Origin of the sequence: Dankookia rubra (assembly GCF_004355005.1) — a bacterium.
GTDB classification, from domain to species: domain Bacteria; phylum Pseudomonadota; class Alphaproteobacteria; order Acetobacterales; family Acetobacteraceae; genus Paracraurococcus; species Paracraurococcus ruber_A.
In genome coordinates this window covers 1-20,210 of sequence record NZ_SMSJ01000090.1, presented here as the reverse complement: position 1 = coordinate 20,210, position 20,210 = coordinate 1, and the positions used below count along the sequence as shown (strand labels likewise).

Annotated in this window: 18 protein-coding genes; 7 read left to right on the top strand and 11 right to left on the bottom strand. The window is 72.7% G+C overall.

The window, feature by feature from the left end; translation table 11 throughout:
* Positions 1-114: 114 nt before the first annotated feature.
* The 10 genes from trpD to E2C06_RS30105 all read right to left on the bottom strand — a co-directional run bounded on the left by trpD (position 115) and on the right by E2C06_RS30105 (position 11,376).
* On the bottom strand, positions 115-1,185 hold the full coding sequence (gene trpD, locus E2C06_RS30150; protein ID WP_133292285.1) for an anthranilate phosphoribosyltransferase: 1,071 nt from the start codon (positions 1,183-1,185) through the stop codon (positions 115-117).
* The gene (locus tag E2C06_RS30145; protein ID WP_133292284.1) at positions 1,182-1,868 is read right to left on the bottom strand and encodes an anthranilate synthase component II; all 687 of its coding nucleotides are present in this window, start codon (positions 1,866-1,868) and stop codon (positions 1,182-1,184) included. The genes trpD and E2C06_RS30145 overlap by 4 nt, the downstream gene beginning before the upstream one ends.
* Positions 1,865-2,857: a scytonemin biosynthesis cyclase/decarboxylase ScyC gene (scyC, locus tag E2C06_RS30140; protein WP_133292283.1), complete on the bottom strand. Its 993-nt coding sequence runs from the start codon at positions 2,855-2,857 to the stop codon at positions 1,865-1,867. Before scyC ends, E2C06_RS30145 begins: the two co-directional genes overlap by 4 nt.
* Before the next feature lie 24 nt (positions 2,858-2,881).
* The gene (locus tag E2C06_RS30135) at positions 2,882-4,669 is read right to left on the bottom strand and encodes a thiamine pyrophosphate-dependent enzyme (RefSeq protein WP_133292282.1); all 1,788 of its coding nucleotides are present in this window, start codon (positions 4,667-4,669) and stop codon (positions 2,882-2,884) included.
* Positions 4,670-5,649: 980 nt separating this feature from the next.
* Positions 5,650-6,075 (bottom strand): nucleotidyltransferase family protein, encoded by a 426-nt coding sequence (locus tag E2C06_RS30130; RefSeq protein ID WP_133292281.1) that lies wholly within the window; start codon positions 6,073-6,075, stop codon positions 5,650-5,652.
* Positions 6,076-6,370: 295 nt separating this feature from the next.
* A complete protein-coding gene (locus tag E2C06_RS30125; RefSeq protein ID WP_165982764.1) occupies positions 6,371-8,287 on the bottom strand; it encodes a PAS domain-containing protein in 1,917 nt (638 codons plus the stop codon).
* A 183-nt stretch (positions 8,288-8,470) separates the two neighbouring features.
* Positions 8,471-8,773, bottom strand: coding sequence for a HepT-like ribonuclease domain-containing protein (locus E2C06_RS30120; RefSeq protein WP_133292279.1), 303 nt, complete (start codon positions 8,771-8,773; stop codon positions 8,471-8,473).
* A gap of 56 nt (positions 8,774-8,829) precedes the next feature.
* On the bottom strand, positions 8,830-9,213 hold the full coding sequence (locus tag E2C06_RS30115; RefSeq protein WP_133292278.1) for a nucleotidyltransferase family protein: 384 nt from the start codon (positions 9,211-9,213) through the stop codon (positions 8,830-8,832).
* Positions 9,214-10,568: 1,355 nt separating this feature from the next.
* Positions 10,569-10,901 (bottom strand): YdhR family protein, encoded by a 333-nt coding sequence (locus tag E2C06_RS30110; protein WP_165982763.1) that lies wholly within the window; start codon positions 10,899-10,901, stop codon positions 10,569-10,571.
* A gap of 91 nt (positions 10,902-10,992) precedes the next feature.
* Positions 10,993-11,376, bottom strand: a complete 384-nt coding sequence (locus E2C06_RS30105) for a VOC family protein (protein ID WP_133292276.1) — start codon at positions 11,374-11,376, stop codon at positions 10,993-10,995.
* Between the two features lie 120 nt (positions 11,377-11,496).
* On the opposite strand from E2C06_RS30105, the gene E2C06_RS30100 reads away from it, so the two are divergent.
* From E2C06_RS30100 to E2C06_RS30075, 6 genes are all read left to right on the top strand, one after another.
* On the top strand, positions 11,497-12,447 hold the full coding sequence (locus E2C06_RS30100; protein WP_133292275.1) for a Bug family tripartite tricarboxylate transporter substrate binding protein: 951 nt from the start codon (positions 11,497-11,499) through the stop codon (positions 12,445-12,447).
* The gene (locus E2C06_RS30095; RefSeq protein ID WP_133292274.1) at positions 12,447-12,830 is read left to right on the top strand and encodes a GNAT family N-acetyltransferase; all 384 of its coding nucleotides are present in this window, start codon (positions 12,447-12,449) and stop codon (positions 12,828-12,830) included. Before E2C06_RS30100 ends, E2C06_RS30095 begins: the two co-directional genes overlap by 1 nt.
* A gap of 107 nt (positions 12,831-12,937) precedes the next feature.
* The gene (locus E2C06_RS30090) at positions 12,938-13,690 is read left to right on the top strand and encodes a DUF7168 domain-containing protein (RefSeq protein ID WP_133292273.1); all 753 of its coding nucleotides are present in this window, start codon (positions 12,938-12,940) and stop codon (positions 13,688-13,690) included.
* A 126-nt stretch (positions 13,691-13,816) separates the two neighbouring features.
* On the top strand, positions 13,817-15,805 hold the full coding sequence (locus E2C06_RS30085) for a Hint domain-containing protein (protein WP_133292272.1): 1,989 nt from the start codon (positions 13,817-13,819) through the stop codon (positions 15,803-15,805).
* Positions 15,806-15,875: 70 nt separating this feature from the next.
* Complete coding sequence (locus E2C06_RS30080) at positions 15,876-16,310, top strand: hypothetical protein (RefSeq protein ID WP_133292271.1); 435 nt, start codon at positions 15,876-15,878, stop codon at positions 16,308-16,310.
* 41 nt (positions 16,311-16,351) lie between these two features.
* Positions 16,352-17,416, top strand: a complete 1,065-nt coding sequence (locus E2C06_RS30075; RefSeq protein WP_133292270.1) for a ketopantoate reductase family protein — start codon at positions 16,352-16,354, stop codon at positions 17,414-17,416.
* Between the two features lie 140 nt (positions 17,417-17,556).
* On the opposite strand, the gene E2C06_RS30070 is transcribed toward E2C06_RS30075, so the two are convergent.
* Entirely contained in the window at positions 17,557-18,072 is a 516-nt protein-coding gene (locus E2C06_RS30070) for a pyridoxamine 5'-phosphate oxidase family protein (protein ID WP_133292269.1), read from the bottom strand.
* A 188-nt stretch (positions 18,073-18,260) separates the two neighbouring features.
* On the opposite strand from E2C06_RS30070, the gene gpmI reads away from it, so the two are divergent.
* Positions 18,261-19,811, top strand: coding sequence for a 2,3-bisphosphoglycerate-independent phosphoglycerate mutase (gpmI, locus tag E2C06_RS30065; RefSeq protein WP_133292268.1), 1,551 nt, complete (start codon positions 18,261-18,263; stop codon positions 19,809-19,811).
* Positions 19,812-20,210: the final 399 nt, after the last annotated feature.

Genomic DNA, 20,210 nt, shown 5'->3' with positions numbered 1-20,210 from the left:
CGCGCGGCGGCGGTGCCGCAGCCGCCGCGGCCGCCACCGCGGCGAAGGGGCGGGACCGGCGGCGCGCGGCCACCGCCTCCCGCTTCATGGCGCAGATCCTGGCCAGGACACCGGTCATGCCGGGTGCCCCTTGCTCAGCCGCACCAGCGACGCGAGCCGCGCCGCGGCGGCGCCGGTATCGATCGCGTGGCGGGCGAGCACCGCGCCTTCCGCCAGATGCCCGACGCGGCCGCCGATAAGCAGCGCCGCGGCGGCATTCAGGGTGACGATGTCGCGGTAGGCACCCCGGGCGCCGTGCAGCAACTCGACCAGGGCGGCGGCATTGGCCTTGGCATCGCCGCCGCGCAGCGCGGCGGGCGCCGCCCGTTGCAGCCCGATCTGCTCGGGCGCCAGCTCGAAGGCGGTGAGCCTGCCCTCGTGCAGCTCCACCACGCTGGAGGGACCGGTGGTGGTCAGCTCGTCCAGGCCGTCCCCGCCATGCACGACCCAGGCGCGCTCGGCGCCGAGCGCCCGCAGGACCAGCGCCAGCGGCTCGAGCCAGTCCCGCGCGAAGACTCCGAGGAGCTGACGCCTGCTGCCTGCCGGGTTCGCCAGCGGGCCCAGCAGGTTGAAGATGGTGCGGGTGCCGAGCTCGCGCCGGCAGGAGCCGACGGAGCGCATGGCACGGTGGTAGTGCGGGGCGAAGAGAAAGGCGATGCCGGCTTCCCGCAGGCAGCGCTCGGCCGTCTCGGGCGGCATCTCGATCCGGACGCCGAGCGCCTCCAGCACGTCGGCTGCGCCGGAACGCGAGGAGACCGCGCGGTTGCCGTGCTTCGCCACCGGCACCCCGCAGGCGGCGACCACCAGCGCGACGGCGGTCGAGATGTTCAGCGTGCCGGCGAGGTCGCCGCCGGTGCCGCAGGTGTCGATGGTGCCGGGCGGGGCCGCCACCGTCAGCATGCAGGCCCTGAGTGCGCGGACCGCGCCGGTGATCTCCTCCACCGTCTCGCCGCGTGCCCGCAGCGCCAGCAGCAGGCCGCCGATCTGGCTCGGCGTCGCGGCGCCCAGCATGATGTGCCGGAAGGCCGTCTCGGTCTGCTCGGCGGTCAGCGTCCGGCCGCTCGCCAGGATGCCGAGGAAAGGCCGCAGGGCCTCCGGCTCCGGCACGGGCTGGTCCGGCGCGGCGACCGTCGCCGTGGCGCTCATGCCCGGGCGCCCGCGGACAGCAGGCCGAGGAAGTTGTGCAGCAGCTCGTGCCCCGTCTCGGTGGCGATGCTCTCGGGGTGGAACTGCACGCCGTGCATGGGCAGCCCGACGTGGCGGAAACCCATGATCAGGCCGTCCTCCGTCCAGGCATTCATGACCAGGGACGGCGGCAGGCTTGGCCGGTCCACCACCAGGCTGTGGTAGCGCGTCGCCACCAGCGGGCTGGGCAGGCCGGCGAAGACGCCGGTGCCGTCGTGGTGGATGCGGTCGGTCTTGCCATGGACGGGCCGCGGCGCACGCACCACCTGGCCACCGAAGGCCTGGCCGAGCGCCTGGTGGCCGAGGCAGACGCCGAGCACGGGGCAGCGGCCGGCGGCGGCGGCGATCAGCGGCAGCGTGATGCCGGCACGGTCGGGGTCACAGGGCCCGGGCGAGATCACCAGGGCGTCCGGGCCGGTGGCGAGGATCGCCTCCGGCGTCGTCGCATCGTTGCGCACCACCCGTAGCACCGCCCCGACCTCGGCGAGCCGGTGGTAGAGGTTGAAGGTGAAGCTGTCGTAATTGTCCAGCAGCACCAGGCGCGGCGCGGCGGCCACGCGGGTCGGCTGCTCCGTCCCCGCGCCGGAGAAGACGGGCCAGGACAACGCGCCGAACGCCTGGCCGGACGGCGCGGCTGCGCTCATGCCGGCGTCTCCGTCTGATAGCTCATGCCGCGCGCGAAGCTGTCGAGGTTGCCGGCCTGCTGCTCCAGCCGGCGCTTCAGGCTCATGCTCTCGGCGCCGTAGTCCTCGATCTGCAGCTTGCCGTGGCGCGGCGGCGCGGATTGCTCGAACTTGCCGTGGCGCGGCGGCGCGGATTGCTCGAAGAAGGCCACGCGGTGCTGGATGCAGCCCTTGGCCTGCGGATTGCCGAAGGCATAGGCGCAAGGCACCAGGAACATCAGGTTGCGCTGGACGAAGCCGTGCTGCGGGTAGCGGTGCTCGAATTCCAGGATGACGTAGTTGAAGCAGTCGTGCCGGAGCAGCCGGACCTCGACCGGCTGGCCGTACTCGTCCTCGAAGCTTCCCTCGCTTTCGCCGATCTCGCCGCCGGCCTGTGCCCCGGGGCGGATGAAGAAGGCCCATTCCGGCAGGTTGCGCAGGTCACCGAGATAGCCGGCGGCGAGGTCGAGCGGCGCATCGACGAAGATGGAGGCGGTATCGATCCGGAACCGCCCGCGCGCCGCGGCGCCGAGGCCGGCGCGACGTTCGAGGTTGCCCTTCAAGGAGCGTATCTCGGCGGTGTGGACGGTGTGGATGCCCTGCATGATCATGGGCGTCCGCCGTTCCGGCCCGACGAAGCTGAGCCAATGGAAATAGACGCCCGGCTCGTCCGAGCCGACATAGGCGGCGGGCAGCGCCAGCGCGGGGTAGCACTGGAAATACTTGCCCGGCTCGAACCCGCAATGCCACTCGACGCCGCGGAAGTTCGGCGTCTCGATCGGCCGCACGTGGTAGTAGAGGTCGTGCTGGTAGCCGGACGCCGTGCCGCGCCAGGTGTTCTCGTCCACCTGCTCGACCATGCGGCTGTAGAGCGTCCACTCATCCAGGTTGCGCAGGTCGCGCAGGTAGTCGAAGGCCGCCTCCGGCGTCGTCTGGATATAGGTGGAGGTGGCGAAGGTGTTGCTCTCCATGGCGGTCTCCGATCGGCGTTGCGGCTAGTGGCTGGCGATGACGGGGAAGCTGACCGACGCGGTGACCGCGGCCCGGGCGGCGGCCGTGGCGGCGCCGAGGCCCTCGTTGCGGCCATGCGAGGGGGCGGGCCGGTCGGCATCGATCAGCGCGTCGATGACGACGGGGCCGGGCGCGGCCATGGCCTCGGCGAGCGCCGCGTCGAGCGCCGTCTCGTCGCCGACGCGCAGGCCCTCGGCGCCCATGGCCCGGGCGAGCATGGCGAAATCGGTGGGCGGGAACAGCGCGTCCGCGGCGCCGGCCATGCCCAGCGCGGCCATGCCCTGGTGGCACATGTTGTAGCGGCCGTCGTTCAGCACGATCCACACCGCCGGCGCCTGCCGCTTCACCGCGGTGCTGACCTCGCCGCTGTTCATCAGCATCGCGCCGTCGCCGAGGATCGCCACCGCCTTCCGGCCGGCCCCCAGCGCGGCGCCGACGACGCCGGCCGCGACATGGCCCATGGAGCCGAGATTGGTGCTGACGCGGTAGCGCCCCGGGCCGGGCAGGCGCAGGTAGTGCGTCGCCCAGGTGAAGGCATTGCCGGATTCCGCCAGCACCGTCGCGTCGCTGCCGTCGAGGACGACGCGCTGCACCGCCCCCATCAGGGCTTCCGGCCGTAGCCGGGCGGAAGGTTGCACGGCCGGATGGGCGGGGTGCGGGCGCCCGGACCGCAGCGAGTACTGCCCGGCCAGGTCCTGCTCCGGCCATGCGGCCAGCAGCGCGCCGAGGAACTCGCCGACCTCCGCCTGCACCGAGTATGTCTCGGCCTGCGGGTAGGCGGCGCCGGGCACGCGCGGGTCGATGTCGACGTGCACGAAGCCGCCGGGCGGCACCAGCGCCGGGCTCCAGAAGGAGGTCGGCTCGCCGAGCCGCGTGCCGAGCACGAGGATGCGCCGTGGCGCAAGATCCCGCAGCCGGGCGATGACACTGGCGGCATGGCCGCCCATGCCGGTGACGCCGAGGAAGAGCGGGTGGTCCTCGGGGATGACGCCCTTGGCGCGCGGCGAGCACATCACCGGCGCGCCGGTCCGCTCGGCGAGCGCCTGCACCGCCGCGGCGGCGCCGCGGGCGCCGAAGCCGGCCCAGATTGCGAAGGGGGCGCCGGACAGCAGCGCGACGCAGCGGGCGATGGCGGCGGGGCCCGTCACCGACGGGCTCGGCGCCTCGGGCGGCAGCGGCGGCATGGGCTGGGTGAGCAACGCGCCCTGCACGGTGGTCGGCACGCTGAGATGGGCGACATAGCCGCCCGGCCGCGCCAGGCCGGCGGCCAGGCGGCGCAGCACCTGCGGCAGCTGGTCCGGCGTCTCCAGCACCACCGCGTCGTCGAACCAGGCGCCGGCCTCGAACAGTCCGCTGGTCGGCATGGTGTAGCCGCTGGTTTCCTGGATGGCGCCGCGGCCGCGCTGCGCCGCGGAGCCGTAGGCCGAGAGCAGGATGACCTTGGCGCCCTCGGTCCGCGCCGCGAGCATGCCGGTCAGCGCATTGGTGATGCCGGGCCCGGTGGTGGCGAAGGCGACGACCGGGCGGCCGCTGGCGAAATGCGCCTCGGTCGCGGCGAAGGCGGCGCCACTCTCGTGCCGGCAATGCAGCAGGTCGAGGTGCCGCGACAGCGCCGCCCAGAGCAGCGCCTGCGCGCCGCCGGAGACGCCGTAGGCCTGCCGCACGCCGAGCGCCTGCAATGCGCGCGCGAGTGCCTCGGCGACGGTCAGGCCGGGTGCGGCGTCGGACGCCAGGGTGGTCCGGTCCAGCGGCGAACTGCCGATCTCGTTCATGCTGTGCCCTTTTGGCGGTCTGCGGATGCGAGGAGCGGGCGGGGCGGCAATGCCGGACGCCTTGCGGGTTCCGGCGGGTCGGCACGGATGCCGGCCGGGGCGGTCACGCCGGACGTATCTCACCACCCCGCCGCGGCACGGCCGCGCCGGACGCGCCGCGAGCACGCGCGGGGTCTCTGCCGGGACTTCCAAGTACTCGTTCGGGCGAGAAATGCATCTTGTTTGTTTCACCGAGTGAAATACTGATCGGCTCCAAGATATGGGCCGACCTAAAATACGCTATTGAAGAACCCGTGATACAAGCAGATACATTCCACCCAATACTTCATGCCGCAAAGTACAAACTGTAGATGTTTTGCTTGATCGTAGTGCTGGTGAAGCAATATGCCAGCCAGTCAGCAATCCTGCGGGGCGCAACCCGGGCGTGCTGGATTGTCAGCAAGCTGCGGCCTTCGGAGCTGGATACGGAGCGGGACGGTTCGGGCGGGGCAGCACCGGCCGCTTGCGGCCCGAAGGCTGCGCCTTGCAGGGTTATGCTTGGGAACGTCGGGCAGGCGCGCGGCGCGACCGCCGGGCGCGTGCCGCCGGCCACCTGCCCGGGCTGGCTCCAAAGGGGTCCATCAGGCCTGGAGCGACGCGCGGATTGCCGCCTGCGGGCCGGTCCGCCCGCGGCAGCACCCAGGCCGATTCACTGGAATGCGGGCCGATGCCGGCGGCCCGGCGCACGCTTCCGCGCGCGACCGCTGTCGTTCGTTGCGCCTCGGGCAGCTTGCGGCGAAAGCGGCGCACCGGCCGACCGGCAGGGGGTGAGCCCGGCGCGCGCTCCCGGCGCGGGGGTCGGCACTGTCCGCCTGCGGGCCGGCATCATGCCGTGCCGAGGCGCCGCGACGCGTCCCACGGCCTTGCCGCGGTGACCCCGATCACGGCGAAGCCGCGTCCGGCCGGGCCGGCGGTCCCGGGCCGTCAGCCAGGCCCGCCGGTCAAACGACGCGCACGGCTTCCCACTCCATCGCGGCATGCCGGTTGGGGCAGAGCGTCGCGCGCTCGACCAGCTCGGCATCGGTGCCGAGCGCCTCGGACAGTTCGGCCCTGAGCGAGGCCAGGGCGACCAGCGACAGGCGCGCGCCCGCCGCGAACTCCACCAGCAGGTCGACCGACCCGCCCGGCATGGCCTCGCCCCGTGCCACCGGGCCGTAGACCCACAGCCCCGCCACGCCGCGCTCGCGCAGCCGCCCGGCGCGCCCCCGCAAGGCCCCGAGCGTCGCTGCCAGCTCCGGCGCCCGCCGCGTTTCCTCCACCAGGAAATGCTGCACCAACCCGCCGATCAGGTCCTGCACCGTCTCGCCACGCGCCGCCGCCGCCATTTTCAGGCGGTCCGGGAATTCGCCTGGAACCAGGAACGACACCGAGACGGTCTCTTGCAACTTGGTTGACACGGATGGCACCTTCGCGCCCAGACATGCACTCCGGCAGCGCTTGATCCGATTGTCCGGCCCAGGGTCGGGTGGGCGATGCTCCCCGCGGAACCAGGAGGTACACCCTGCCGTTCCGTGGGCGCCCCGACCGCAGCCAGGCCGGCAGAAGCGCGCTGGCCTTCCGGCCATGCTGGTGCTGCAGGATATAGCCTGTGCGTTGGCAAAAAGCCCGCCTGTTCGATCCCTTAGGGATATCCCTAGGCCGCGCGCCGCGCGACCCGCCGCGTCATGCCGGATCCGTCTCCTGCGCCTCGGGCGACGGAGGCCGCAGGCCGGCCGCGGCGGCTGCCAGCACCGCCTCCGGCAGCGTGCGGGCGCCGAGCCGCTCCATGACGCGGGCGCGATGGAATTCCACCGTGCGCGGGCTGATGCCGAGGTCGCGGCCGATGGTCTTGTTGGTGCCGCCCGCCAGCAGCAGGTCCAGCACCTCGCGCTCCCGCGGCAGCAGGCTGGCGATGCGCGCGCGCGCCAACTCGGCCGCTCGGTCGCGGCGCTCGCTGCCCCGGATCTCGGCCATGGTATCCGAGACGGCCGCGAGCAGCGCCGCATCGCCGCAGGGCGCCGGCAGGAAATCCGCCGCCCCGGCCTTCATGGCCCGCACCGCCATCCCGACGTCGTGGCATTGGCTGGTCACGATGACGGGCAAGGCCAGCCGGCGCGCCTTCAGCTCCCGCGGCACGGCCAGGGCTGGCGCCTCCGGCTGCGCGAGGTTCAGCAGCACGCAGCCGGGCACCAGCGCCGGCGCCGCCTCGAGAAACCCGCCGATCGTGCCGAAGACCGTCGCCCGGTAGCCCGCATCCTCAAGCAGCCGCGACAGCCGGGAGTGCCAGGCGGGCTCGCCATCCACGATGTAGACGTCCGATCCCTCGTGCTGCGTCACGTCCTTGGCGATGCCGGCCACGCGGCTGACCCGCGACGCCGCGTCGCGGATCGGGAAGAAGGTGTCGCGGATGCGGCGGACCGCGCCGTCCGCACGGGTGATGCGGTATTCCGTGACCGAGACTTCGCCCTCCCGGACCCGCGCCATGGCCTCGGCGGCGGGGCCGCGGTCCTCCGGGTGCACCGTCTCCAGCCAGATGTCGCGCGAATTGCGCTCGGGGCTGCCGGCAAGGGCGCCGCGCGGCAGGCCCCAGACCTTCTCGAAGGCCGGGCTCAGGTACTCCGCCCGCAGGGTCGCGGCGTCGAGGATCCACAGCACGTCGGTCGAGTGCTCGGCGAACTGGCGGAACAACTCCTGGCTGCTCCGCAGCGCCGCCTCCACCTCCCGGTGCGCATGGCTGTCGCTGGCGATTCCGATCCAGCCGGTGATTCGTCCGGCCTCGTCGCGCAGCGGTTCGCTGCGGGTCAGGAACCACCGATGCGATCCGTCCCGGGCGCGCAGCCGGTGCTCGACCTCATGCCCCGTCCCCGCGCGCAGCGCCGCCTGCCAGGCCGCGAAGGTCGGCTCCCGGTCCATGGGGAGGAGCGTGTCGGTCCAACCCTGGGGCATGGCCTGTTCCGGGGTCTGGCCGGTATACCGGAACCAGCGCTCGTTGAAGTAGGTCACCCCACCCTGCGCATCGGTCGCCCAGAGCATTGCCGGCACAGCATCGGCGAATTGCCGGAAGCGCGCCTGCGCCGCCCGCCCCGCCGCTTCCGCCCGTGCACGGCGGACCGCTTCCCGGGCCAGTTGGGCCATGACGCGGGCGAGCGTGACTTCCTCCGGCCGCCAGCGGCGCGGGACGACGTCGTGCAGCAGGAGCATGCCAGCGAGGCGGCCAGCCTCGAGCAGCGGCACGAGCAGCGCCGCGCGTATGCCTGCCAGCACGGCATTCGCGCCGCCGGCGAGGCGCGGGACGCCGCGGTTGTCCTCGATGGCGAAGACCCGGCCCGCCCTCAATTCCCGCAGCGCCGGCGCGCCGAAATCACCGATCCGGTGCCACCCCGCGACACTGGGCAATGCGGCGCCGCCGGCCACCCAGTCGGCCGCCACGACGAGAAAGGTGTCGTCGGCGGCGACCTGCCCGAAAGCGGCCCGGGCAACGCCGAGATGCTCGCCCAGCAGCCGCGCCGCGGCCCGGGCCACCTCCTGCGGGTTGGAAAGCCGGTGCACCTGCTCGCCGAAGCGGACGACCAGGGCGAGGTCGCCGTCCTGCGGGGGCAAGGCGACATCCCCGGCGATCATCCGGCCAGACCCGCCAACCCGACCGGTACCCGCATGGCCAGGCCCCTGCCGCGCGCGCGGGGTGCATCGCATGCCCAGGGCAACGGTCCGGCGGGTGCTGCCATCGCGACCTGACGGCGGTTCGCGCCGGCAGCCGCAGTTCTGGCCCGACGAAGGCCGGCCTCAGGCCTCGAGGTGCTCGATCTCAGCATGGATCGTGGTCAGCAGAATTGGCAGGTCATGCTCTACGCAAGGACTGAGGCGGGGCATCTCCCGCCGCAGCCCGTCGGCGAGGAGCAGGTCGCGCAGGCCGATCCAGCCGCGCCAGTCCACCTCCGGATGGCGGGCCCGCAGCTCGATCGGCAGGGCGGCAGCCATTTCGGCAATCTCCATCAAGGCGCCGCCCAAAGCCCGATAGGTCCGCCGGTCCGCCTCGGGCAGCGCCGCGAGGTCGGCCCCCTGCACCCCGGCGGTGAAGGCCTGCACGTCCGTGGCCGCCGACCGAAGGGTCTCGAGGCACGTGCGCAGCTTGGCCGGTCCGATCATAGGACGCGCACGGCCTCCCACTCCATGGCGGCATGCCGGTTGGGGCAGAGCGTCGCGCGCTCGACCAGCTCGGCACGGGTGCTGAGCGCCTCGGACAGTTCGGCCCTGAGCGAGGCCAGGGCGACCAGCGACAGGCGCGCGCCCGCCGCGAACTCCACCAGCAGGTCGACCGACCCGCCCGGCATGGCCTCGCCCCGCGCCACCGGGCCGTAGACCCACAGCCCCGCCACGCCGCGCTCGCGCAGCCGCCCGGCGCGCCCCCGCAAGGCCCCGAGCGTCGCTGCCAGCTCCGGCGCCCGCCGCGTCTCCTCCACCAGGAAATGCTGCACCAACCCGCCGATCAGGTCCTGCACCGTCTCGCCACGCGCCGCCGCCGCCATTTTCAGGCGGTCCCGCGACACTGCTGGCAAGCGGACCGATAATACTGCCGATGAAACGTTCCGTTCGGCCATCCCGTCCCCACAATGAAGATACATTTGCTATCTATGCTGGTGCATATGAACAGCAATCCAGAAAGACCAAGGCTCCTGCATGAAGCTTTTTCAACAAGACACTTGTCCGATACGACTGGTGTGATCATTCCCTTGCCGGATTCGATCATGCCGTTGGGCTACAGGGATTTACTCCTGTCGGCGCAGGCTTCGGTCATCTGCTGTCCGAGGTCGTGGCACTCTGACGGTGCCTGGTCCTCCTCGACCTGCCCCGACGGGAGGGAAGGCCAGTGGTCACCCGTGGATCCGCGCTGGCGCGGGGAACACCCCCTCCGCCGCCATGGGCTGTTTCAAGGTCGCACTAATTCGCCGTGCCCGCAGGCAGGTCAGTGGTCGAGCCGGTTCGGCTGACCGGGTTGACGCCCGCTGGCAGCCGAAAAAACGCAGCCGGTGTTTGACTAGGAAGACCGGTTGAAGGGTCCGGGGCATTGCCCCGAGCGGCCGCGGGAACGCCTGGACGCGCGGCGGCGCCAGATCGGATGCGCGAGACGGTCATGCTGGAAGGAGCAGGCACAATGCGTCCGGCATTTCGGAACTGAGGAGCCCTGCGCGGCGGCGGGCCTGCCAGGATGCCGTGAACGCGTCAGGCTTGCCCGCTCGGCTGCACTGATCCCGCCAAGGCCTGATCTGGCCGTATCCGTGTCACGGTGCCGGCCCGCATGCATCCGGGCAGCCAGCGGATGGGACGGCAAGCACGGCTTGCTTGCCTTGCCGAGGCAGCGGCACATCGCCGTTGATCTGGTGAGATGGGTGCGGTTGGTTGGGGTGCGCCGAACCGGTGGACGCGGCTTCCGCGCCATGCGGCGCGTCACGAAGGCGGGGAAGGTGCGGGGCCGAACCTCGCGCGGCGGGGCAGCTCAAGGCCGCGCTGCACCTCCGGTATGCCTTCGGGCCCCGTCGTTCCCGGACAACCGGCGAGCCAGCCACCTCGAAACCTGGCGGATCTGATACGGCGCGAACCGACGGCGCCGGCTCTCGGGAGATGGCCGATTGCAGCGGACAGCGGCAGGGCGTGACCGTCCGGACGCATGAATCTGCTGTGCATTTAACGAGCTACAGCAGTGTGGCCGTCACTTCTGAACGGCAGTTGCTGTAGTCCTTCATCGTTGTCCGGGGCAAGCGGACCCAGGCTCCCCGAACCCTGCCCTTCCTCGTCGTGGGTCGGCACCCGCCGCCCGGCGGGTGCCCTGCCTCTCCTCAGAGAAATAGAGGAGCGTCCGGAAAGGATTAGGTCCTCCCTGGCCTCACTCCGCCGCCAGCTTGCCGAAGTCGATCGGCGCCCGGGTGATCTCGCTCATCCGCCGCCGCACGTCGAAGACCCGCACGGACAGCTCGGACAGATCCGGGTTGGCCTTCATGCGCGCGACGATCGGCCCGGCCGCATAGGCCTCCGCCGAGGCGCGGTCGGCAAAGAGGTAGATCCCGCCGGCGAGCCTCTCCGAATCGCCGTCCAGCCAGATCTTCCAGAGCAGGCCCGGGACCTCGAGGAAGGGCCTGGCCCGGTCGTCGGTGTAGCGCGCCTCCCACTCGGCCTTCGGCATCTCGGGGCGGCGGTAGTTGATCTGGACGATGTGCATGCTGCGTGCCTCCTTCGGGGATGCGGTCCGGTTCATGGCCTCGGGTGCCAGGCGCCGCCTGCGCGCGCCGCCGATCGGGCCTTGCTGCCGTTCAGGCTGCGGTCCGTTCCAGCAGCTCGATCGAGATGTTCTGCGGCCCCTCGATGAAGCAGATCCGCACGCCCGGGCGCGCCTGCTTCGGCTCCATGGTGAACTTCACGCCCTTGGCCTTCAGCTCCGCCACCGCCGCGTCCAGCCCCTGCACCGCCAGGCCGAAATGGTCGATGCCGTTGTAGGGCGAGACCGGCGGCGCCGCGACGCGGGCATCCGAGGCCGAGATGAAGAGGTCGAGCCCGCCGAGGGTCATGTCGATCCGCGGCGCCTCGCCCTCGACGCGGCGGGCGATCTCGGCGCCGAGCTTGTCCTGGAACCAGGCGGCGGTCGCCTCGAGGTCCGGGCTGCGCAGGTGAATGTGGTCGAAGCCGTAGCGGGCCATGGGTTTCCTCCGTCGGTCTTTCGGCAAGCCTAGGCCGGATGCCGCCCGGCTGGACAGGGGGCGCTGGACAGGGGGCGCCGGGCCGGGGAGCATCCGGGCCAGGAGACCCGGGGACACGCCATGCCGCCCATCGCCCGCCGCGCCCTGCTGGCCGGTGCCGCCGCCCTGCCCTGCGCCGCGCAGGCGCAGGTTGCGCCGCTGCGCATGGTCGTCCCCTTCGCCCCCGGCGGCGCCACCGACATCGCCGCCCGGCTGGTGGTCCCGGCGCTCGCCGAGGCCCTGGCCCGCCCCGTGGTGATCGAGAACCGCGGCGGCGGCGGCACGCTGATCGGCGCCGAGGCGGTGGCGACCGCCGTGCCCGACGGCAGCACGATCGGCTTCTTCACCATCACCACCGCGGCGCTGGCGCCGGCGCTGCATCCGAAGCTCCGCTTCGACATCCGCCGCGCCTTCTCGCCGCTGTCGCTGGTCGGCACCATGCCGATGCTGCTGGTGGCCGGCCCGCACCTGCCGGCGAGGACGCTGCCGGAATTCCTGGCGCTGCTGCGCGACAGCCCGAGGCCGCTGACCTATGGCTCGGCCGGGCCCGGCTCGATCAACCACCTCTCCGCCCACATGCTGGCGATGCGGGCCGGCGGGCGGGCGGAGCACGTCCCCTATCGCGGCGCCGCCCTGGCGGTGCCGGACTTGGTCGCCGGCAACGTCGACTTCCTGGTCGAAGGCATCGCCTCGCTCCACCCGCATGTCCGCGCCGGCGCGCTGCGCGGCCTGGCGGTGACCGGGGAGGCGCGGAGCGCGCTGCTGCCCGAGGTGCCGACCGCGACGGAGGCGGGCCTGCCCGGGTTCCGCATCCTCAACTGGTTCGCCGCCTTCGCCCCCGCCGGCACGCCGGTGCCGCCGCTCGAGGCCGGGCTGCAACGCGCCGTCCGGTCGGAAGCGGTCGCCGCGCGGCTGGTCGAGAACGGCATCGACCCGCAGGGCTCGGACGCCGCCGCGCTGGCGCGCTTCTGGGATGCGGAGATCGCGCTGTGGCGGCCGGTGGTGCAGGCGGCCGGCGTCACGCTCGACTGATGCGGATCCGCGACGCCGCGCCGGCCGATGCCGCCGCCTGCGACCTGCTGCGGCGCTCGATTGCCGCGCTCTGCGGCGCCGACCACGGCGGCGACCCGGCGGCCTGGTTGGTCAGCGGGACGCCGGCGGACCTCGCGGCCTGGATCGGCGCGCCGGGCAATGTCGTGCTGCCGGCCGAAGCGGCCGGGCGGCTGCTCGGCGTCGGCGCGACCACCGCGGCGGGGAAGGTTAGGCTGACCTACGTAGCGCCGGAGGCGCGCCGCCGGGGCGTCAGCCGCACCCTGCCGGCGGCCCTGGAGGACCGGGCCTGCGCCGCCGGCCAGGCCCGCTGCACCCTGCACGGCACGCTGACCGCCCGCCGCTTCTACGCCGCGGCGGGCTAGGCCGAGACCGGCCCCGCCGGCGCCGGCAACCTGCCCATGGCGAAGCCGCTCGGCTGCCTCATGCAGCCCCTTGACCCGGCCGCCGCAGCCCGGCCAGGACTGCCGCCATGGATCAACAGACCGAACTCGCCAAGGTGAAGGCGCGCATCCGCGCCCTTTCGGCCCGAACCGTGGAGCGCGGCTGCTCCGAGGCCGAGGCGCTCGCCGCCGCCGCCAAGGTGGGGGAGCTGCTCGAGGTCTATGGCCTCTCCATGTCCGAGGTGGCGCTGCGCGAGGAGGCCTGCACCCAGCGCCGCGTCACCGTCCCCGGCCCGCAGCGCCTGGCGCTGCGCTGGCTCTATCCCGCCTTGCTGCGCTTCACCGAATGCCGCGGCTGGACCGACGGGCGGGCCGATTTCGTGCTGTTCGGCCTCGAGCCCGACGTGCAGATGGCGGAATACCTGCTGCGCGTCGCCGAATCCGCGCTGGCCCATGAGGAGGCCCGCTACCGCGCGACGCCCGAATACCTCCGCAGCAGGGCGACGCCGCAGACCCGCCTCCGCAGCTTCCGCTACGGCTTCGCCGACCGCCTGGGCAAGCGGCTGGAGGCGCTGGTCGAGACCCGCGCCGCCGCCGCCGAGGCTCGCCGCGCCGCTGCGGCGCCGGCCATGGCGACGGCCTCCACCGCCCTCGTCCTGGCCAAGGAGAAGAAGGTCGAGGAAGGCTTCCGCGGCCTCGGCCTGCGGCTGAAGACGGTCTACTCGACCGCCACGGTGCGCGACCGCGGCGCCTATGGCCGCGGTCAGGCGGCCGGCGGGCGGGTCGGACTGGAACGGCCGGTCGGGGCCGGGCCGGGGGCGAAGGGCATCGGCCGGGAATGACCGCCGGCCGGGTCGTATAGGGCTCACTTTCCTGTTGCCGCCGTCCCGCAACATGCCTAAGCATCTCAACCACAGGTTGTGTATTCTAACGCTTACGCAACCGTTTCTCTGGCAGAGGTGGTGTGCATGGCGACTCAGAATGGCACCGGCGTCTCGGGCCTGACCAGTAACGGCGCCAAGACGGTTACCAATCCGTTCGGGACCCAGGTGTCCGGTTCGGTCAACGGCATCCAGATCTCCCCCGGCGGGACCGTCACCAACGCCGGCGGCATCGCCGGCATCAAGGGCTCCGGCGTCCTCGTCAACGGGTCCGGCACCGTCAACGACCTGGACGGCGCGACGATCACCGGCGGCATGAACGGCGTGAAGATCACCGGCGCCGGCACCGTGAACAACGCCGGCAGCATCACCGGCACCCAGGGCTTCGGCACCTATGTCGGCGGCGCCGGCACGGTGAACAACACCGGCAGCATCGACAGCGCCCAGGGCTTCGGCACCTATATCGCCGGCGCCGGCACCGTGCACAATGCGGCCGGCGCCAGCATCGACGGCGCGGTCCTCGGCGTCGACATCATCGGCTCGGGCCATGTCGACAATGCCGGCAGCATCACCGGCGTGCATGGCGCCGGCATCCTGATCGGCGGCGCCGGCCAGATCGTCAACGCCGCGGGCGGCACGCTCACCGGCCAGACCTACGGCGCCGAGATCGTCGGCCTGGGCACGCTGGAGAATGCCGGCACGATCGACGGCGGCCTGCTGGGCGCGGCCTACCTCCACACCGCCAGCTCGACGCTGATCGTCCATCCCGACGCGGTCTTCGACGGCACCGTGACGGTGGGCGGGACCGGCGACGGCATCATGGAGCTGACCTCCGGGGGTGCCGGGACGCTCGACGGGATCGGCACCGACTTCGTCGGCTTCGAGACCGTGACGATCGCCCCGGATGCATCCTGGACCATCGGCGGCACGCTCGATGGCCTCGAGGGCGTGACCATCAAGGGCTTCAACACCGACGACGGGTTGGTGCTGCAGGGGCTCGACGCCGGCGACACCGCGACGCTCGGCGCCGACAACCTGGTGACCATCAGGAACGCCGAGGGCGAGGTCGTCGGGACCGTCCAGCTCGACGCCGCCGCCCAGGGGCATCCGGTGTCGCTGGTCTCCGATGGCCAGGGCGGCACCACGCTGCTGCTCTGCTACCTCGAGGGGACCCGCATCCTGACGCCGACAGGCGAGGTGGCGATCGAGGACCTCCGCATCGGCGACACCGTGGTGACCCGCTTCCAGGGCATCCAGCCGATCAAGTGGATCGGCCGGCAGAGCTTCGCGGAACGCTTCCTCAAGGGCAACCGGGACCGCATCCCGGTGCGGATCAAGGCCGGCGCGCTCGGCGACCGGATCCCGGCGCGCGACCTGTCCGTATCGCCGGGCCATTCGATGCTGGTCGGCGACCGTCTCGTGCTCGCCCGGTCGCTGGTCAACGGCGTGACCATCCTGCAGGACCATGCCGGCGCCGACATCCACTACCACCAGATCGAGCTCGAGACGCATGACTGCATCATCGCCGACGGCGCCTGGTCGGAGACCTATGCGGATTGCGAGGGGCAGCGCGAGCAGTTCCACAACGTCGCGGAATTCCACGCGCTCTACCCCGACCACCGGCCGCCCGAGGAGCTGAGCCTCTGCGCGCCGCGGCCGGAACGCGGCGCGAAGCTCGACGCCGTGCTGCGCCCGGTGGTGGCGCGCGCCGCGGCCGGCCTCGTCACCGGCCCGCTGAAGGGGTCGATCGACCGCATCCGCGGCGAGTGGAAGATCGAGGGCTGGGCGCAGGATCCCAGCCACCCCGAACTGCCGGTGCTGCTCGAGGTGTTGCTGGAGGACCGGGTGATCGGTAGCGTCCTGGCCTGCGACCTTCGCAAGGACCTCCAGGCGGCAGGGATCGGCCAGGGGCGATGCAGCTTCGTCTTCACCTCCCCGGTGCGGCTCCGCCCGGAGGCGCTCGGCACCCTGCGGATCCGCCGGGCGGCCGACGGCGCCGAGATCCGGATGAGCGCGTCCTGCCGGGACGGCATCGGGGCGCCGGCCCCGGCCGGGCGGCTGCAGCTCGTCGCCTGAGGCCGGTCGCGCGGCCGGCGCCGCCCCCGCCTGCAGCCGGCCGGCCTCCGCCGGGCCGGCCGGGGCGGCGATGAGCCGCGACGACGCCGCGGCGCGACGGCTCTATGCCTGGGAGGATGCCGAGGTCGGGCCGCGGGATGCCTCCCGCGTCCCCTTCGCGCAGCTCCAGGCGCTGGTCGACCATGTCTGGGCCGCCGAGGGGCTGCGCTTCCCGCCCCGCATCCGGCCGCTGCCCCGCCAGGCCCGGCGCACGGTCGCGCGGGCGACGCGGCTCTCGATCGAGGCGCCGCCCGAACTCCCCACCTGGGTCCTGCTGCACGAGCTGGCGCATTGCCTGACCAGCACGGCCGACGGCGCCAGCGACGGCCACGGGCCGCGCTTCGTCGGGATGTACCTGCAGCTTCTGGTCCGCCACGCCAGGATGCCGGAGGCGGCGCTGGCCGCCTCCCTCCGCGCCGCCGGCATCGCCTTCGATCCCGCGGCGCGGCCGGCCTTCCTGGGCTAGCCGGCCGCCGCTACCTTCGCCGCGGATTGGGAGAAGCGGGAATGCGTCCACGTATCGCCTTCGTCGGGGCCGGCGCGGTCGGCGGCTATCTCGGCGGCCACCTCGCCCGGCTCGGCCACGACGTCACCCTGATCGACGCCTGGCCGGCGCATGTGGAGGCGATCCGCGCGCGCGGCCTGACGCTCACCGGCATCGAGGAGAGCCAGAACGTCACCGTCGCGGTGCCGGCGCTGCACCTGTCGGACGTGCAGTCGCTGTCGAAGGGCCCGCCCATCGACATCGCCTTCGTCTCGGTGAAGTCCTACGACACGACATGGGCGACGCAGCTCATCGCGCCGCACCTGGCGCCCGGCGGCTTCGTCGCCAGCCTGCAGAACTGCATCAACGAGCCGGCCATCGCCGCGGTGGTCGGCTGGGGCCGCACCATCGGCGTCATCGCCGGCACCTATTCCGGCGAGCTGGTGGCGCCCGGCGAGGTCATGCGCACCGTCCCGCTCGGCGGCACCCAGCGCGTGGTCTATGCCGTGGGCGAGCCGCATGGCCGCATCACCGCGCGCGTCGAGCAGGTGCGCGAGATGATCGCCGCCATCGACAGCGTCGCCGCCACGACCAACCTTTGGGGCGAGCGCTGGTCGAAGCTCTGCGTCAACGTGATGCGCAACGGCGTCAGCGCCGCGACCGGCCTTTCCGGCAACGAATGCGACCGCGACGACCGCATCCGCCGCTTCTCGATCCGGCTCGGCGCGGAGGCTGTGCGGATCGGCCAGGCGCTGGGCTATGCGCTGGAGCCGATCCAGAAGATCGCGCCCGAGGTGCTGGCCGCCGCCGGCAGCGGCGATGCCGCGGCGCTGGACAAGGCCGAAGGCACCGTCCTGGCGACGCTCGCGGCAGGCCAGCGCAGCGCGAGGCAGCGGCCCTCGATGGGCCAGGACATGATGAAGGGCCGGCAGACGGAGATCGACCAGATCAACGGCTTCGTCGTGGCGGAAGGAGCGAAGGCGGGATTGGCCGCGCCGGCCAATGCGGCGCTGACCGCCATGGTGAAGCGGGTCGAGCGCGGCGAGATCGAGGCAAGGGCGGAGAACGTCACCGGCATCAACGCGTGACAGGCCGGGGAGAAGGTATTCTCCCCGGACCCCTCATCCCTTTCTCCGCGGCCGGCACTCGCCGCGCGGCGGCAGCCGACCCGCAAAAGGGAAGGGAGGGGTTCGGGGAGGGAATACCTGTTTTCCTCCCCGACCTTCCCTCACCCCGCCTTCTTGGTGAAGTCCACCTTGTCGTTGTCGCCGGGATGCGGCGGCTCGCCGGTCGTCACCGCCTTCAGGTAGCCATAGGCATGCACCAGCGTGCTGGACGGGCTGTCCCAGTATTCCGCGCCCTCGCACTCCACCCGGATCAGCGCGATCTTCGGGTCCTCCGGCCCACCGGGGAACCAGACCCGCAGCGGCTCGGACCACAGCGCCTTCTGCTTCGCCGCGTCCTTGATGGTCTCGGCGCTGCCGGAGATCGAGACGTAGTTCTGCGAGGAGGGGTCGGAATAGGCCAGCAGCACGCGGCCGTCGTTGTTGGCCTCGCCGGTCACCGGGCTGCCGGCGGTGGCGAAGAACCACAGCACGCCGTCGAATTCCTTGTTGACGGAACGCATGGGACGGCCGCGGAAGCGGCCCTGGTCGTCCTGCGTCACCATCATCGCGATGTCGATATCCTTGATCATCTCCCAGACCTTGCGCTTGGCCTCGGCATCGCTGCGGGTCTCGGGCATCGGCGTTCTCTCCTGTTCGTGGATGGGTCGCGGCGCCAACGACCGGGCGGCGGGACGGTTCCGGCGGACGCTTGCCCCAACGGGTGGACGGCGGTAAGGCCCGGACCTCGACCGGTGCCGGTCCCGACATCGGTCGAGGCTTCGTTGAGCCGGCGATTCCCGCCCCGGGCCAGCCGAGGAGATTCCCCATGCCGCAGCCGCGCCCCGTCATGCTCGTCATCCTGGACGGCTGGGGCTGGCGCGAGGATCCGGCGGACAATGCCGTGCGCCAGGCCCGCACCCCGAATTTCAACGCGCTGTGGGAGGCCGGCCCGCGCGCCTTCCTGCACACCTCGGGGCACGAGGTCGGCCTGCCCGACGGCCAGATGGGCAATTCCGAGGTCGGCCACCTGAACCTCGGCGCCGGCCGGGTGGTGATGCAGGACCTGCCGCGGATCGACAGCGCCGTCGCCGACGGCTCGATCGGCGCGCTCCCGGCGCTGGCGGACCTCGTCGGCAAGCTGCGCGCCTCGGGCGGCACCTGCCACCTGATGGGCCTGCTCTCGCCGGGCGGCGTCCACAGCCACCAGAAGCACGCGGCGGCGCTGGCGAAGGCGGTGGCGGCGCAGGGCGTGCCGGTGGCGCTGCACCTCTTCACCGATGGCCGCGACACCCCGCCGCGCGCCGCGCCCGACTACCTCCGCACCCTGCTGGCCGATCTCGGCCCCGCCGGCGGAGCCGGCGCACAGGCGGCCGCCGGCATCCGCATCGCCACCGTCTGCGGCCGCTACTACGCCATGGACCGCGACAACCGCTGGGAACGCGTCAGCCAGGCCTATGACGTCATGGTCTCGGCCAGGGGCGCGCAGGCCGCCGACCCGGTCGCGGCGGTCGAGGCCGCGCACGCGAAGGACATCACCGACGAGTTCGTCCCCGCCACCGTCATCGGCGGCTACCAGGGGATGCGCGACGGCGACGGCATCCTCTGCTTCAACTTCCGCGCCGACCGCGTCAGGGAGATCCTCGGCGCGCTGCTCGACCCCGGCTTCAGGGGCTTCGAGCGCACCAGGGTCGTGCGCTTCGCCGGCGCCGCCGGGCTGACGCAGTATTCCATCGACCTCGATGCCTTCCTCGGCACGCTCTTTCCGCCGAACCAGCTCAAGGACATCCTCGGCGAGGTCGTGGCCCGCGCCGGGCGGACCCAGCTCCGCATGGCCGAGACCGAGAAGTACCCGCACGTCACCTACTTCCTGAACGGCGGCGAGGAGCGGCCCTATGAGGGCGAGGACCGCATCATGGTTCCCTCCCCCAAGGTCGCCACCTACGACCTGCAGCCGGAGATGTCGGCGCCGGAGCTGACCGACAAGGCCGTCGCCGCCATCGAGTCCGGCAAGTACGACCTGATCGTGCTGAACTTCGCCAACCCCGACATGGTCGGCCATACCGGCGTCCTGGCCGCCGCCGTGAAGGCGGTGGAGACGGTCGATGCCGGGCTCGGCCGCATCGCCGCGGCAGTGAGGGCGCAGGGCGGTGCGCTGCTGGTCACCGCCGACCACGGCAATTGCGAGCTGATGCGCGACCCCGTGACCGGCGGCCCGCATACCGCCCATACCACCAACCCGGTGCCGGTCTTCCTGATGGGCGGCCCGGCCGGGGCGGTGCTGCACGAGGGCAAGCTGGCCGACGTGGCGCCGACCCTGCTGAAGCTGATGGGCCTGCCGCAGCCGGCGGCGATGACCGGGAAGGCGCTGGTCGCCTGACCCTGCGCGGGCGAGGCGGGCGATCCCGCGGTTCCTCCCCCGCCGCGCCGGCCTGATGTTTCCTCCCCCGGGCGGCGGGTGCCGGCGCCAGGGCGGGCACGCTCCGGCCCGGCGGGGCCCCGCCGCGGCCGCCGGGCCGCCGCCTCCGGGCAGGCGCACCCCCATCCGCCAACCCATCCTTCCCTGGCCGCCCGCCGCCGCGGGGTGCAGACTCGCGCCGGCCGGCAGGGGTGGCGACGGGGCGGGATGAGGACGGGACGACCGGTGAGGCGGCAGGCTCGGGCGGGGGCCGCCGCGGCCTGGGGGCGGCAGGCAGCGGCAGCGGGCCTGCTGCTGCTCGCCGCGGCCGCCGCCGCCCAGCCCACCCCCCAGGCCGTGCAGGACGCCCGGCGCGCCGCC